General features: G+C 73.4%; 12 protein-coding genes and 1 tRNA gene. 6 read left to right on the top strand and 7 right to left on the bottom strand.

Going from position 1 to position 14,488, the window contains the following annotated elements; translation table 11 throughout:
* Nucleotides 1-29 precede the first annotated feature (29 nt).
* The 3 genes from OG403_RS28490 to OG403_RS28480 all read left to right on the top strand — a co-directional run bounded on the left by OG403_RS28490 (nucleotide 30) and on the right by OG403_RS28480 (nucleotide 3,974).
* A complete protein-coding gene (locus tag OG403_RS28490) occupies nucleotides 30-2,489 on the top strand; it encodes a hypothetical protein (protein ID WP_329569243.1) in 2,460 nt (819 codons plus the stop codon).
* A 75-nt stretch (nucleotides 2,490-2,564) separates the two neighbouring features.
* Nucleotides 2,565-3,188 (top strand): hypothetical protein, encoded by a 624-nt coding sequence (locus OG403_RS28485; protein ID WP_329569242.1) that lies wholly within the window; start codon nucleotides 2,565-2,567, stop codon nucleotides 3,186-3,188.
* Nucleotides 3,189-3,386: 198 nt separating this feature from the next.
* Nucleotides 3,387-3,974 (top strand): hypothetical protein, encoded by a 588-nt coding sequence (locus OG403_RS28480; RefSeq protein WP_329569240.1) that lies wholly within the window; start codon nucleotides 3,387-3,389, stop codon nucleotides 3,972-3,974.
* 121 nt (nucleotides 3,975-4,095) lie between these two features.
* Here the strand turns inward: OG403_RS28480 and OG403_RS28475 are convergent, their stop codons facing one another.
* On the bottom strand, nucleotides 4,096-4,218 hold the full coding sequence (locus tag OG403_RS28475) for a hypothetical protein (RefSeq protein ID WP_329569238.1): 123 nt from the start codon (nucleotides 4,216-4,218) through the stop codon (nucleotides 4,096-4,098).
* A 394-nt stretch (nucleotides 4,219-4,612) separates the two neighbouring features.
* Here OG403_RS28475 and OG403_RS28470 point away from each other — a divergent pair, with 394 nt between their 5' ends.
* Complete coding sequence (locus tag OG403_RS28470) at nucleotides 4,613-5,182, top strand: peptide deformylase (protein ID WP_329569237.1); 570 nt, start codon at nucleotides 4,613-4,615, stop codon at nucleotides 5,180-5,182.
* 235 nt (nucleotides 5,183-5,417) lie between these two features.
* On the opposite strand, the gene OG403_RS28465 is transcribed toward OG403_RS28470, so the two are convergent.
* Nucleotides 5,418-5,501 (bottom strand) — tRNA-Leu (locus OG403_RS28465).
* 69 nt (nucleotides 5,502-5,570) lie between these two features.
* The gene (locus OG403_RS28460) at nucleotides 5,571-6,923 is read right to left on the bottom strand and encodes a PP2C family protein-serine/threonine phosphatase (protein ID WP_442911003.1); all 1,353 of its coding nucleotides are present in this window, start codon (nucleotides 6,921-6,923) and stop codon (nucleotides 5,571-5,573) included.
* A 267-nt stretch (nucleotides 6,924-7,190) separates the two neighbouring features.
* On the opposite strand from OG403_RS28460, the gene OG403_RS28455 reads away from it, so the two are divergent.
* Entirely contained in the window at nucleotides 7,191-8,555 is a 1,365-nt protein-coding gene (locus OG403_RS28455) for a hypothetical protein (protein ID WP_329569235.1), read from the top strand.
* A gap of 236 nt (nucleotides 8,556-8,791) precedes the next feature.
* On the opposite strand, the gene OG403_RS28450 is transcribed toward OG403_RS28455, so the two are convergent.
* The 4 genes from OG403_RS28450 to OG403_RS28435 form a co-directional block, all read right to left on the bottom strand.
* Nucleotides 8,792-8,992 carry a hypothetical protein gene (locus tag OG403_RS28450; RefSeq protein ID WP_329569233.1) on the bottom strand — a complete coding sequence of 67 codons (201 nt, stop codon included), beginning with the start codon at nucleotides 8,990-8,992 and terminating at the stop codon, nucleotides 8,792-8,794.
* Between the two features lie 100 nt (nucleotides 8,993-9,092).
* Nucleotides 9,093-11,876, bottom strand: a complete 2,784-nt coding sequence (locus OG403_RS28445) for a LuxR C-terminal-related transcriptional regulator (protein ID WP_329569232.1) — start codon at nucleotides 11,874-11,876, stop codon at nucleotides 9,093-9,095.
* Between the two features lie 207 nt (nucleotides 11,877-12,083).
* Entirely contained in the window at nucleotides 12,084-12,323 is a 240-nt protein-coding gene (locus OG403_RS28440; protein WP_329569230.1) for a LapA family protein, read from the bottom strand.
* A 148-nt stretch (nucleotides 12,324-12,471) separates the two neighbouring features.
* Nucleotides 12,472-12,924, bottom strand: a complete 453-nt coding sequence (locus OG403_RS28435) for a DUF7144 family membrane protein (RefSeq protein ID WP_329569228.1) — start codon at nucleotides 12,922-12,924, stop codon at nucleotides 12,472-12,474.
* Nucleotides 12,925-13,594: 670 nt separating this feature from the next.
* Between OG403_RS28435 and OG403_RS28430 the strand changes: the two genes are divergently transcribed.
* Nucleotides 13,595-14,149 carry a YybH family protein gene (locus OG403_RS28430; protein ID WP_329569226.1) on the top strand — a complete coding sequence of 185 codons (555 nt, stop codon included), beginning with the start codon at nucleotides 13,595-13,597 and terminating at the stop codon, nucleotides 14,147-14,149.
* Nucleotides 14,150-14,488 lie beyond the last annotated feature (339 nt).

Raw genomic sequence — 14,488 nt, 5'->3', positions numbered from 1 at the left:
GGCCCACCCATCAGATCGGAGGCCGGGCCATGGACTTGGCAGTATTCCCGGACAGCGAGCGTGCCACGCTGCGCGCGGTGGGCCCGCACCTGGTCATCGCGCCGCCCGGCGCGGAGCAGGCGGGACTGGCCGCCGCACTGGACCCGGTGCGGGTCGAGCCGCGGACCCTGGTGCTGCTCGCCGCCGCGCCGGACGCCGCACCCGTGCTGCGGGCCTCGCTGGGCGAGCTGGCCCGGATCGCGGACGAGCGGGGCGCCGACACCCTGGTGCTGGCCGCCTCCGGACTGGCCGCCGCCGCGGCCGACGGCCGGCGGCCCGCCGAACTGCTGGCCCGCCGCCTGGGGCTGGCCGTGATCGCGCCGGACGCGGTGGTGTCCGTCGAGGCGGACGGGACGCTGCTGGCGCCCGGCGGCTCCTGGTGGCGCTGCCGACCGGACGGCCGCACCGAGCCGGTCGGCGAACGCTGGCCGGGCGGCCCGGCGATCAGCTCGCTGCGCGGTGGCGGCTTCTGGGTGACGCCCACCGCACCGGCCGCCGTGCCACCGGTGCTCGAGCTGGCGGCCGGCCCGCTCGGCACCCTGCTGCTGGTGCTCGGCGAGCCCGGCGGCCCGCTGCCCACCGCCGTGCAACTCGCCGCCGCGGCCTCCCTGGTGCTCAGCACCGCCGGCGAGGGGCGGCTGCTGCTCAGCGCGCCCTGGGCCGACCCGCTCGAACTGGTCGAACTCGCCGCCGTGCTGGCGGCCTCGCTGGCCCGTCAGGTGCACGCCGCCATCGGGCTGCCGCTGCACGGCGCGACCGGTCGCGGCAGCGTGCACCTGGGCCCCGACGGCGCGCCCGGCTGGGAGCCCTACCTGACCGAACTGGTCGCCTGCCCGGTCGCCCGCTCGGTGACCGCCGTCGGCTGGCGCAGCCACCCCGGCGGCTGGACGCCCGCCGGACCGGCCCGCTTCCACGCGCTCCCCGGCTGGGAGCTGGAGGCGATCTCGGCCGGCCTCTGGCTGCGCCCGGCCGCCGCCACGGTGGACCGCGCGCCCCGGCTGCGCCGTCCGGACCCGGTGCAGCCGGTGCTGGTGATCGGGGCCCGGGGGGTGCCGGTGACCCAGGAGGTCTGGGAGCACCTGGGCGTGCTGCTCGCCGGGCTGCCGCCGCTCGGCACCGACCCCGCCAGGACGCCGCGGCTCACGCTCGTGGTGGCGGGGACGATGGACGTGGAGTCGCGGGCGGTGGGGCGGTTCAGCGCACGGATCCACCAGCTCGGCTGGCTGGGGGCGGAGCGGGAGCCGGAGGCGCAGGCGGTGGCTCCGGCGGCTCCGGTGCTCGAGGAAGCACCGGTGGTCGAGGAGCTGCCGGTTCCGGCGGCGACCCGGGTGGCCGTCATGGCGGGACCGGTCGAGCCGGCGGCTGAGCCTGCGACCGTCCGCGAGTCCGAGTCCGAGTCCGAGTCCGAGTCCGAGTCTGAGAATGAGCTGAAACTGCCTGAGTGCGAGCTGGAACTGCCTGCGCCGGACCCAGAACTGCCTGCGCCCGAGCTGGAACTGCCTGTGCCCGAGGCGGAACTGCCTGCGCCCGAGGTGGAACTGCCTGAACCACTGCCCATCGCTCCGCCCGCCCCCATCGCCTCGGTCTCCTCCGGTGGTCCGGTCGCCCCGCCCGTACCGGTCGCCCCGCCGACCCCGCCCGTGCCGGTCACCCCGCCGACCCCGCCGACTCCGCCCACCCCGCCGACCCCTGTCGCGCCCGCAGCCCCCGCCGGCCCCAGCAACCCCGACCAGGACCGCGCCAACATGGTCGCGCTGCTCGGTCCCGTGTACCAGCGCTGGGCCAGCCGCGCCGACCAGGTCGCCACCCGGCTGCCCGGCCTGCGCGCGGCGGCGGGCGACGACCCGCGCCCCGAACTGGTCGCCGTGCTGCTCCACCACGCCGACGCCGCGCTCCCGGCCTCCCGCGCCGAGCTCGTCACCGCGGCCCGGCGCGACGCGCACGGTCCGCTGCGCCCGTACCTGCGCTGCCTCACCGCCGGCCTGCGCCGACTGCCCAGCCACCACGGCGCCGTGCTGCTCGCGGCGCCGCCGGGCCTGGCCGACCTGGCCCGGTTCACCCCGGGCACGGTGCTCACCGAGCCCGCACCGGTCGGCGGACTCAGCACGCTGACCGCCGACTTCGGCACCGACGTCGAGCTGGAGTTCGCCATCTGGTCCGTCACCGGGCGCCGCACCTCGGCCTTCGGCGAGCCCGGGGACCCGCCCACCGTGGTCTTCGCCCCGGGCACCGGCTTCGAGGTGCTGGAGGTCGACCCGCCCGACCCCGAGACCGGCCGCCCGGCCCGCGTCCTGCTGCACGAACGGGTCAGCGCCCGGCCGACCCCCAGCCGCCTGCGCAGTTGGCTGGAGCGCCGCGACACCATCATCCCGGCGGACCGCATCTCCCTCGCGAACCCCGCCCACTTCCGCCTCGACCTGGGCGCCACCTCGGGCCGGACCGGCAGCTGACCCCGTGCGTCCAGCGGGGATTCGGCTGCCGTCGGGGCCGGCGGACAGCACCACGCCCAAAGGTAGTCTTCCGCCATGGCTCTGCGACCTGACGATTTCTACGCCCACGCCCGAACCGCCGCGGATGGTGAACGACGGCTCCCACTGGCCCGTATGACGGGGTGGGAGATCAGTCCGTTCGAGCCGGACGGCCTGCGCGTCGCGCCGCTGCGCCCGCCGGTCATACCCGAACCCGCGCGGCACGGCGAGGACCCGTCGGACTGCGACAGTTGCCGCAACCGGGACGAAGGGATCTGGATCAACGAGCGCTGGCGGCTCACCCTGATCACGGGAGTCGGCGTGCCGCTGGTGCTGATGCTGCATCCACGCGATCACTTCGACCTGGCGGACCTGTCCGACGAACTGGCAGCCGAGTTGGGGGTGCTCACCACGCACATCGCCCGCCATGTGCAAGCACTGCCGCACATCGCCCGGGCCCACGTCTACCGCATCGGAGACGGCGGCGCCCATCTGCACGTCTGGTTCTTCGCCCGTCCCGAGGGGCAGGCCCAGCTGTACGGGTCGTGGATGCCCATCTGGGACGACCTGCTGCCGGAGTACCCGGCGGACGTGGCCGAGGCAGACGCGGCCATCGTGGCAGACGCGTTGGTCGCCTCCTACGGAGGCCGGCGGGCCGTCAGCGAACTGCCGCACGCCTGATCCGCCGGAGCACGGTCCGGACAACGCTGTCGGACAGGACAGCCTTGCCCGGCCAACCACACCGATCAGCGCGACGCGCCCCGCTGCCCCTTCGGGCAGGACTCACCTCCACCCGTCGGCGGGCTGAACCAGCCTTCAGGGCAAGGCCGTTGTCCGGGGCAGGGCGGAAAGCCGCCCGAGACTCCCCTGGAGGACGACTTGCACACCATCACCACCCGTGCCCGCACGATGCGGGCCGCCGGCGTCCTGGTGGCCGCCGGCCTCGCCCTCGGCGCCACCGGCGCCACCGCCGCACAGGCCGCCACCGTCGCCCGCACGGTCCCCGGCGTGATCGTCGGCCAGCCGTACAACCCCGGTGTCCCCGGCACCGTCCCGGAGATCCCCGTCACCCCGGGCGTGCCGCTGCAGCCGGTCACCCCCGGCACCGTCCCGGCGATCCCCTCCACTGGCTCGCCCCTGCAGCCGACCATCCCCGGCACCGTCCCGCGGACCCCCACCACTGGCGTGCCCGCCTCGGGCGGCGCGTCCCCGACGAGCTACCTCGAACTCTGCTCGCACGGCACGTACACGTCCTACGTGATCATCAACAAGGCCACAACCGCCGATGTCGCCCCGCACAAGTGCAGCTGGTTCCCCCTTTACGGGCACGGCACCGCCCACGTCGCGATCCATGGAAGCTCGGGTGGCCGCGACTTCCTGGTCGGCACCGACAGCTTCGACATCAGCCAGGGCGAGCGGATCGAGACCCTCAACAGCCCCGGCAACAACGACTGGGACACGATGTAAGCAGCACCGGTCGGCCGACCGAAACTGAGCGGTGGTGCGGGGGCAGGGCCCCCGCACCACCGCTCGCGGCTTGTCCGGAGGGGAAGCGGGCCGACCCCTGGTGGGCGCAGGCCACCCACCGTCAGGAGGCCGGAACCGGGTCCCGCCAGATGTCCATCGGAACGGCGCGGACCGCGCGTCCGTCCGCGTCGAGGATCCGGCCCATCCGTTTCACGGTGCGCAGCGAGACGCGGCGCTCGGCCACCCGCAGGTCGGGGAACCTGCGGGCGAGAGCGGCTTCCAGCCGCTGAACGTCGGCGAGGGAGCGCTGCCAGACGGAGAGGATAGGGCCGCTGCCGGGCCGAGATCCTGGGGCGGGTCAGCGAAGGCGACTGGGTGGTCGACCACGAACTCGCCCACGGTGTGACCGACGATCCGATCCGCACCCTGGTCGCCTACCGGGTGCGCGAAGGCCTGATCGACCGCGTCGACTTCCTCGGCTGAGCAGCACGCTCCCCCCACCGACGGCGCCCGCACACAAACGCCGAACGCCACCGGCCCCTCACCACCACCTCCACGCCAGCACTCCATGCCCGGTACCGTCTGGAATGGCGTTTTCGGGCACAACCCGAACGCGACACGACCCTAGGGGAGTTCAGGTGATCCAGGTGCGGCCCAGCGAGAAGATGCGTGACCTCGGCGTCGTACAGCAAGGCGCCCCCGTTCTCGCCGAGCCAGCCCGCCCCTTCGTCCTGCCCACCGAGCGGGAAGCCGCCGAGCAGGTCATCGAGAAGCTGTTCGCCTCGATGGACCGCGTCGGGCAAGTCCACCCCTTCGCCAAGGGTATGGGGATCGCCGCACCACAGATCGGAATCGGCCGTGCCGCCGCCATCGTCCAACCAGCCGAACCCGATGCGCCGGCGATCATCCTCCTGAACCCCCGCATCACCGAAGGCTCCGAGGAGACGGATGAGCAGTACGAGGGCTGCCTGTCCTTCTTCGACGTCCGTGGCCTGGTGCCGCGCCCGCTGCGGATCACCGTGGAGACCACGACACTGGACGGCCCAACCGTAACCACCACCTACGAACGCGGGCTCGCCCGACTGGTCCACCATGAGATCGACCACCTCGACGGGCTTCTCTACGTCGCGCGGATGCGAGCCGGCATCGATCCGATCCCTGTCGAGGAGTACCGCCAGACCGGGAGCGCCTGGGCCTACGAGCAGTAGCAGCGCCGCCACAGGATCCGCGGCATCACCGCCCAGCGCCGGTTTCCGGCCTTCCAGTTGGCACACGTCAACGGGCAGAAGATCGACAACTGGCTCGACAGACTCGCCATCCCGACATCCAGCCACCGCTGAACGGCACGCAACGAGCGCACAAAAGGAACGAGCTCCACCCAGATGATCTAGGTGGAGCTCGTTCCGTCACTTCTAGGAGACCGAATTCATCGGTCTCCCGCTGTGCGCGAGGGGGGAGTTGAACCCCCACGCCCTTTCGGGCACTGGAACCTGAATCCAGCGCGTCTGCCTATTCCGCCACCCGCGCATGAGTGCAGGACATACTCTAGCCGATCTCCCGGGGTGCTCCGCACCACCCCGGTCCGGCTCGGCGCGATCAGCCGCCGGGCAGCCGCACGGCGAGGATCGCCATGTCGTCGTGCCCGTCGCTGGGGTGGCCGTCGGCCAGTGCCTGGCAGAGGCGGTCCAGGGGTTGGCCGGCCTGGGCGGCGGCGGTGGCGGCCAGGGCGGCGAGGCCTTCGTCGATCGGGCGGTGGGGGTGCTCGACCAGGCCGTCGGTGTAGAGGATCACGGTGGCGCCCGCCGGGAGCGGGTGCGTCTGGTCGGGGCGGGGCTGGTCGGGGTCGACGCCGAGCGGCAGGCCCGGGTCGGCGTCCAGGTAGTGGGCCTGGCCGTCGGTGGTCAGCAGCAGGGGCGGCGGGTGGCCGGCGCTGCTCCAGTGCAGCCGCCAGGCGCCGTGGTCGGGCTCGATCCGGGCCAGGCAGACGGTGATCATGAGTTCCTCGGTGATCGCCCGCAGGGTGTGGTCGAGCTGGGTGAGCACGGCGCTGGGCGGGGTGCGCCGCTCGTCGTAGACCAGGGCGCGCAGCATGTTGCGGACCTGGGCCATGGCCGCCGCGGCGGGCAGGTCGTGACCGATCACGTCACCGATGATCATCGCGCGGGCGCCGTCGGGCAGCAGCAGCACGTCGTACCAGTCCCCGCCGAGGTGGTGCGGCGCGGTGGCCGGACGGTAGATGGCGGCGGCCGCGAAGGGGGCCAGGTCGGGCAGCCGGGGCAGCAGCAGGCGCTGGAACTGCTCGGCGCTGGTGCGCACCTGCTCGTACAGGCGGGCGTTCTCGATCGCGACGCCGGCCGCGCCGGCCAGCGCGGCGACCACCGCCTCGTCATGCCTGTCGAAGGGCCGGCCGTCGTGTTTGTCGGTGAGGTACAGGTTCCCGTACACCTGGCCGCGCACGGTCACCGCGATGCCGAGCAGGCTGCGCATGGGCGGGTGGCCGGGCGGGAAGCCGGAGGAGCCCGGGTGCGCCTGGATGTCGGTGACCCGCAGTGGCTCGGGGTGCTGGATCAGGTGCCCGAGCAGGCCGCGCCCCTGCGGCAGCTCCACGCCGGCCAGGTCGACGATCTGCTGGTCCGACAGGCCCACCGGGATGAAGTCGGCCAGGCCCTCGCGGTCCCGGTCCAGCACGCCGAGCGCGCCGTACCGGGCACCCACCAGCTCCATCGCGGCGGTCACGATCCGCCGCAGCACGCCCGGCAGCTCCATCTCCCGGCTGATCGCCAGCACCGCGTCCAGCAGGCCCTGGAGCCGGGCCTGGGCGCGGGTCAGCTCCGCGAGCTCCGCCGCCATCTCCGTCAGGCCGGAATCGCCGATGGAGTGCAGCGGCGCCGGGTGCGCCGACGGCCGGTCCTCGGTCGCGGCCTGGTCCGGCCTGTCCTGCGGGTCCATCTGTCGCCTCCGCACCGCTCGGGCCGCCCTCGGCCCTTGGGCCCTGGCGAACTCGCAATCCACGCTAGTTCGCCCCCGGACGCGCCGCCGCTCCACCCGGCTGGGGTAGCACCGGTCGTGGCTGATCGGCCGCACGGCTTTGCTTGGTGGGCGGAGACCGGGTCGGCGCAGGTCGGATCGGCGCAGGTCGGGACGGCGCAGGTCGGATCGGCCGAGCGAGCGGTCCACGCAGCGAGAAGTGCGCGCAGCCAGAACAGGGAGTCCGCCATGCCGCCCACGGGTGACCAGCCGTCCGACCGCCCGGAGGACGACGAACTGGCGGAGCTGCGCCGGCGGGTCGCCCAGTTGGAGACGACGAACGCACCGCCGGCGCGCGAGCACCACCGGCTGCGGACCACCGGGGCGGTGCTGCTGATCGTCATCGCGTCGGTGCTCTCGCTGCTGGCCGTGCTCTCCGTCTGGGCCCGGGACGAGCTGACGGACACCAACCGGTTCGTAGCCACCATGGCACCGCTGGCGCACGATCCCCGGGTGCAGGCCGCGGTCTCCGACCGGGTCACCACCGCGGTCGTGCAGCAGATCAACGTTCCCGCCCTGGTGAACCAGCTCTCCCAGGCCGCCGCGCAGAACGGGGTCCCCCCGGCGGCGGCCAACCTGATCAAAGGGCTCAGCGGGCCGATCGGCAGCGGCCTGACCAGTCTCGTCGGCGGCGCGGTCGACAAGATCGTCACCAGTGACGCGTTCGCCACCATCTGGGCCAACGCCATCCGGGCCGCCCACTCCTCCATGGAGAAGGCGCTCACCGGCGAGGGCGGCGGCACCGTCCAGCTCACCAACAACGAGGTGACCATCGATCTGGGGCCGGTGATCGACCAGGTGAAGGCCCAGCTGGTCAACTCGGGTTTCGCCCTGGCCGCCAACATCCCGACCGTCCACACCCAGTTCACCGTCTTCGCGTCGCCGGAGATCGGCAAGATCAGGACGTACTTCCGGCTGCTGCAGCTCCTCGGCAACTGGCTGCCGCTGATCGCGGTGCTGGTCGCGGCCGGCGGCGTCTACCTCGCCTCGAACCGTCGCCGAGCGCTGATCGGCGCCGCCCTCGGAGTCGCGGCGGCGATGCTGCTGCTCGGTGTCGTGCTGACCGTCTTCCGCTCCTACTTCCTGGACCAGCTGCCCGCCGATGCCTCGCCCAGTGCGGCGGGGGCCGTCTTCGACGCGCTGGTGCACTTCCTGCGACAGGCCGTGCGGTCAGTCGGCGTGCTGGCGGTGCTGGTGGCGCTCGGTGCCTTCTTCCTCGGCCCGTCCCGCGTCGCGACCACCGTGCGGACCGCGGGCAGCACTGGGATCGGGGGCGTGCGCTCGGTCGCGGAGTCGGTCGGCTTCCGGGCCGGACCGGTGGAGCCGTTCGTCCGCCGGCACAAGCACTGGATCGGGATCGCGATCCTGCTGATCGCCTCGGCCATCTTCGTCACCGTGGACCACCCGACGGGGACGGTCGTCTTCTGGTTCGCCGTCGCGGTACTGGGCGCGTTCGCGATCCGCGAGTTCCTGGCGCCCGGGCCGGGGCTGGCGCAGCTCGAGGGCGGTTCCGGAGCTGGTTCCGGTTCTGGTTCCGGAACCAGCGATGCATGATCACCATGCCGGACGGTGCGGGGTGAGGTGGTCTTCAGCGGCTGTGCCGGATGACCCACAGTGCCCCGCGATCGGCCGCCGCAGACCGCCGCCGGACCTTGTGGCGCCGGGTCCTGGTGACCCGGACGGCCGGTGTGAGCGACGAGCAGCCGAGGCCACCCCGAGTCGGCAGCACCAGCCGCCCCTTCGACCCCGACCCCGGCGAGGGCATCTCGTTCATCCGGTCTCCCGCACGCTCACTCGGGCAGCTGACGCAGTTCGACGACCCGCAGCCCGAGGGACTGGAAGCGGGCGAGCAGGCCGTAGAGGTGCGCCTCGTCGGTGACCGGGCCGAAGAGCACGGTCTGGTTGACCATGGCGAAGCTCTCCAGCTCGGGGAACGCCTCGCGCAGTGTCATGTCCGACATGACCCCGGCGACCCGGATCTCGTACCGCATGGGCAGGCTTCTCTCGCAACCGGGGGCGACCGCCCCCTGCCGTTCATGCTGCCCGCTCGTGGCCGGGACGCCATCACCCGGCCAAGGTGACCTGGTGTGGTCAGAGCAGGTGCAGTTGTCTCGCTCGGCGGACGGCCTCGCCGCGGCGGCTGGCCGCGAGCTTGCGGTTGATGCTCTTCAGGTGGGTCTTGACCGTGTTGACCGACAGGCAGAGGTCAGCGGCGATCTCCCCGGTGGACATCAGCTGGGCCGCGCGTTCCAGCACGTCGTGCTCGCGGTCGCTGAGCGGCTCGACGGGGAGCGCCTCGGCGGCCTGCCCCGGACCCGGTCCCTGCTCCGGCTTCGGCAGCTCGGCCAGCAGCTCGGTCGGCAGCCAGTCATGCGCGTGGGCGAGCGCCGGTCGGCGGCGCAGGACGCGGCGCAGCCACGGTCCGGCCTGCTGGAAGGGGCGGCGCAGCTGCTCGGGGCGGGCGGTGGCGAGGGCGCGGACGAGCAGCCGGTACGCGGCGGCCTCGTCGCCCAGGGTGTCGGCGAGCTGGGCCTTGGCCAGCAGCACCAGGACCGCACCGGCCGGACCGGGCGCCGGACCGTGACCGGCGGTGCCCGGTCCGCCGCCGGACAGCGAGTCCAGGATCCGCAGCGCTGCCTGGCTGTCCCCGGCGGCCAGCTGGGCCTGGGCCGTGGCGACCGCGATGGCAACGGCGATGGCGCACTGCGGCCCACCGGCCCCGCGTTGCTCCAGGAGCCGCACGGCGCTCCCGGGGTCGCCGCCGGCCAGCTGCGCGGCGGCTGCGGCCAGCGCGACGAGATCACCCGCCCAGGGTGAGGCAGCGGCAGCCACCGGCATCCGGCCCACCGCCATCTGGTCCACCGAGGGGAGGGCACCGAGTGCCGCCGCGGGATCGCCCTCGGCCAGCAGCAGCCGGGAGCGAACGACGGCGAGCCCGACGGTCATGGTCGGCTCGTGCTGCGCGGCGGCGGACACCGCGGCCTGCTCCAGGGCATTGCGCGCTTCGGGCAGCTCGTCGCGGTCGATGGCGACGGCGGCCAGGACGAGCTGCCCGATGCCGGCCCGCGCGGCCGGGGCCAGGCCGCACCGCGTGGCCCCGGCCAGCGCCTGCCGAGCGAGCCCGGCCGCCCGGCCGGGTCGGCCGCCCAGGTAGTCGATCAGGGCCAGCCGACTGAGGGCGTCGTATCTCGGCGCGGCCGTCGTCGCACCCTCGCAGGCCTGGAGAGCGGCCTTCAGGGCAGTCCGGGCGGCATCGAAGCGACCGGCCCAGAGCAGCACCGAGCCCAGATTGCCCAGCAGCAGCGCGGGCAGTTCCGGATGCGCCGCGAGCCGCTCGGGCGGGATCTCCCGTTGCAGGCGCTCGGCCTGTGCGGCGGCGGTCTGCGCCGGCTCCGCGGCGCCCTGCAACCGGGCGGCGAGCACCCGCAGGAAGGCGCAGCTCAATCGGGCGGCCGGCGCGCCGTGCCGCGCCAGGTGCCGCTCCGCCGACCGCAGGTGCGTCAGTCCGCCCTCGACGTCGTACCGGGCCAGCGCCCGCGCGGCCCGGACCAGGTCCGGCGCGGGACCGGCGACCTCGGCGGGCATCGCCGCGAAGAGGTCGTCCAGTCGCCCCGCGTCGAGACCGGTGAAGAGCTGCCCGATCGCTGGCTCGTCGACGAACCGGTCCGCCGCGTGCGCCCAGTCGCCGGCCGCGGCGGCGTGCGCCAGCGCCTCGGTGAGCCGGCCGGCCTCGGCGAGCCAGCGGGCCGCTCGGCGGTGCAGCTCGGCGTCCAGTCCGGGGTGGCGGGCGTGCAGGTGGACCTGGAGGATCTCGGCGAACAGGGGGTGGAGCCGGTACCAGGAGCGTCCGATCGGCTCGACGAAGGCGTTCGCGTGCTGCAGCCGTTCCAGGATCGGCTCGGCGTCCTGGCGCCCGGTGAGGGCGTCCGCCAGCGCGGGGTGGATCCGCTCCAGGATGCTGGTCCGCAGCAGCAGGTCCTGGGTCTCGGTGGGCTGGGTGTCGAGGACTTCCGCGAGCAGGAAGTCGGCGATGGTGCTGTGGCCCGCCTCGAACTCCTTGAGGAACACCTCCGGATCGGCCGCCTGCTGGATCGCCAGGGCGCTCAGCCGCAGTCCGGCGGCCCAGCCCTCGGTGTGCTCGGTCAGCGTGCGGACGGCCTCGCCGGGCAGGCAGAGCCGGTGGCGGCCCAGCAGGAGCTGCGCCTCCTCGGTGGTGAAGGCCAGGTCGGCGCCACGGATGTCGGTGATCTGCCCGGCGGCGCGGTAGCGGTGCAGCGGGAGCAGCGGTTCGGTCCGGCTGATGACGAGCAGCCGCAGGCCGGGTCCCGCGTGCCGCAGCACGCTGTGCAGCGCGTCGGCCACCGCCACGGCACCGACCCGCTCGAACTCGTCGAGCACCAGCAGCACCGGCGTGGGCAGCCGGCCGAGGTGGTCCGCGAGCCGGGCCAGCAGCGAGGGGTCCACGCTCTCCGCGCGCACCGGCCGGCCGATGTCGGCGGGCAGTTCGACGCCGTGGTGCCGCAGCGCCTCCAGCACGTAGGCCCAGAAGACGCCCGGGGCGTTGTCCTCGCGCTCCACGGTGAGCCAGGCCACCGGGCCTGGGTGCGGCGTGCCGGCGATCCAGTCCGCCACCAGCAGCGTCTTGCCGGCGCCGGCGGGACCGTTCACCAGCAGCAGCGGATCCTGGCGGGCCCGCGAGAGCCGCTCGGTCAGGCGCGGCCGGTGGACGAAGGTGGTGGGGAGCGTCGGCACCGCGAACCGGGCGGCGAGGACCGGGTCCCCGTTCGGGATGAGTGCCCGCGACGGTGTGGAAGTGGTGGTCCCACTGCCGCCGACCACGGGCGTCGGCGGCAGGTCGGCCGTGCTGTGGGGCATCGCGCCCACCCGGGGAGAGGGGACCGGGCGCGCCTGTTACGCGCCGGACCGGGTCCCGTTCGATCTTCGCGCGCCCCCGGGAGCGCTGCAAGCCGCCGGGACAGCCGCCGCCAGGACCGACCGGTGCCGCCGGCGGCGCGTGGTGGTCAGCACCGGCGCGTGGTGGTCGGCATCGGCGGCCAGCTGGTCAGCGCCGCAGCCGGCCGGTCAGCGCCGCCGCCGGGCGACGAACAGGCCGGTGAGCACGCCGATCACCCAGACGATCAGCAACGCCGTCCAGAGCGGCATCGTGACGACCGGGATGAAGAGCCGGATGCGCACGCTCGCCGTGTTCTCCGCGATGAGGATGACCGCCAGGGCCACCAGCACGGCCGGCACGAACCAACCGGCGCGCCACCACTGCGGCTTCCTGCCCGCATGCCGTTGTTCGGTGCTGTGCTCCGTCATCGCGACGCTCCTCGGCTCCGCCCGGGCGGCTTCGGTCGCCGCCCGGTCCCAGTCCAGTCCATCGGGCGGGCCGGCCCATCACCCGCCACGGGTGAGCGGCGGCGGGTGACCGGTTCGGGGCGGCCGGCTCCGACAGCAGCCGGCCGCCTCACACGCGTTCGTCGCGGACCCCGGCGGTGCAGATCGCCCAGATGACCAGCAGGTAGGCGGCGATGATGACCAGCGCCCACAGCGGGTAGTACGGCAGGAACATGAAGTTCGCGATGATGCCGAGGGAGGCGACCAGCACGCCGACCACCCGGGCCCAGAACGCGCCCATCATCAGCCCGATCCCGGCGAGGATCACCACGATGCCGAGGATCAGGTGGACCCAACCCCAGCCGGTGAGGCTGTACTTGAAGACGTAGTTCGGGGTGACCACGTACAGCTTGTCCTTGGCCACGGCCGCGATGCCGTTGAACAGGTTCAGCAGGCCTCCGATGATCAGCAGCACGCCGGCGAGCAGCGTGAGACCGCCGGCGACGGGGTGCGATTCGACCGGCGGCGCGGAACCGCCGCCGGCTCTGCTGGCCGAACTGCTCGACCCGACTCCCTGGGACATGACGACTCCTTCGTGCTGGGGCTGCTGAACAGCTGCTCCGCGAGCAGACCTCGCCGGGCAGCCCTGCACAGGCACACCGCCACGGACCCGTCTCGACGGACACGCCTCAACGGACACGCCTCGACGGCCGGGCGGAACCTGCTACCCGGCCAGGCTCCGTCGGGGTGGCGGGCGTGGCACCACCCGAAGCGGGTGAACAGTGCCCGGCCCGGCCCGTTTCCAGGCGGCTGCGCTGCCCGGCACCGTGGCACCCGTGGCACCCGTGGCACCCGTGGCGCCCGTGGCGGGGAGCCGCAGCGTCCACCACGTCGTGGCGGACGCACGATCGGACCGGCTCCCCGCAGCCGTGCGGGCCGAGGGTGGCTCGCCTCATCCGTACCGGTCCGCACGCTCTCCTGGGGCCTCACGGTCGGACACCACTGACTGTCAGTCAGAAAATACCGATGCCTACTGATCCAAGTTGCCCCTTCAGCTGGGGCAGGCGCCTCCCTAGGCTGTTCCAGCGCACCGCGCGACAGCTCAACGATCCTCTGGGAGTGGCGAGTTGATGAGCCACGGGGCACCGAAGACGGCCTCGGGGCGACCACCGACGGCGCAGGAAGACGCCGCCCCACCGACTTCCGGCCTTGCCGCTCCAGAGAGTTGATCACCTATCAGGAGGGACCACGACATGCCCACTCTCCCCGACCGCCGTGCCGTGCTACGCGTGGGACTGGCGACCGCGATACCCGCTGCGGCGATGGTCGCCGGCGTGGCAGGCCCGGCTGAAGCGAGCACCTCGGCCGAAGCGCGCACCCCCGCGCTCCGGGAACAGGACGTGACCCGCTGGATGGCCGCCTACCTCAAGGCCTGGCAGACCAAGGACGCGGACGCCGTCGTCAAGCTCTTCACCCCTGACGCCCTCTACGAGTCCGTCCCGGGAGTGGCCGACCAGACCTTCAACGGCCACGACCAGATCCATGACTACTGGACGGGCGTCACCGCTCCGCAGGCCGGGATGTCGGGCCGGTACGGCACGCCGCTGGTCTCCGGCGACCGTGCGGACATCGAGATCTGGGTGACCATGCAGGTCCCGTCCGACACCGACGGAACCATGGGGTGGGTCACCCTGATCGAGACGAACGTCCTCAAGTTCGCTACCCCCACGCTCTGTTCCCGCAACATCGAGTACTCGCGGATCCTCACCGGGAAGATCGACCCGCCCGCCGGCTGGGGCCGCCGCTGAGCCGTCCACCACTGCGGACGGCAGTTCGGGTGAGCCACCCCCACGGCGATCCCGCGAAAAACGTCGAGCCCATGGCCACTCCGCAAGGAGCGGCCATGGGCTCGACGCGTGACCGGTCACCGGACAGTGCCCGGTCACCGGAGAGGGGGCGGCGGACATCGAAGAGCGGACCGTCGGCTCCGGGCGGCCGCGCAGCGGGCTGCGGCGATTTCGGCGGCAATTCCCCGGGGCGGCCGGTCGCTTCGGCCGGGCGATCGACCCGACTGCGGCAGCGAAAGGACGAACGCAATACTCACCGGTTTATAAGAACGTCCAATTCGGCGGACCGCCATAATGACC

The sequence above is a fragment of the Kitasatospora sp. NBC_01266 genome, from assembly GCF_036242395.1.
GTDB lineage: Bacteria > Actinomycetota > Actinomycetes > Streptomycetales > Streptomycetaceae > Kitasatospora.
Note: the sequence above shows the minus strand (reverse complement) of the source record. Positions and strands in the feature narration are given on the sequence as shown.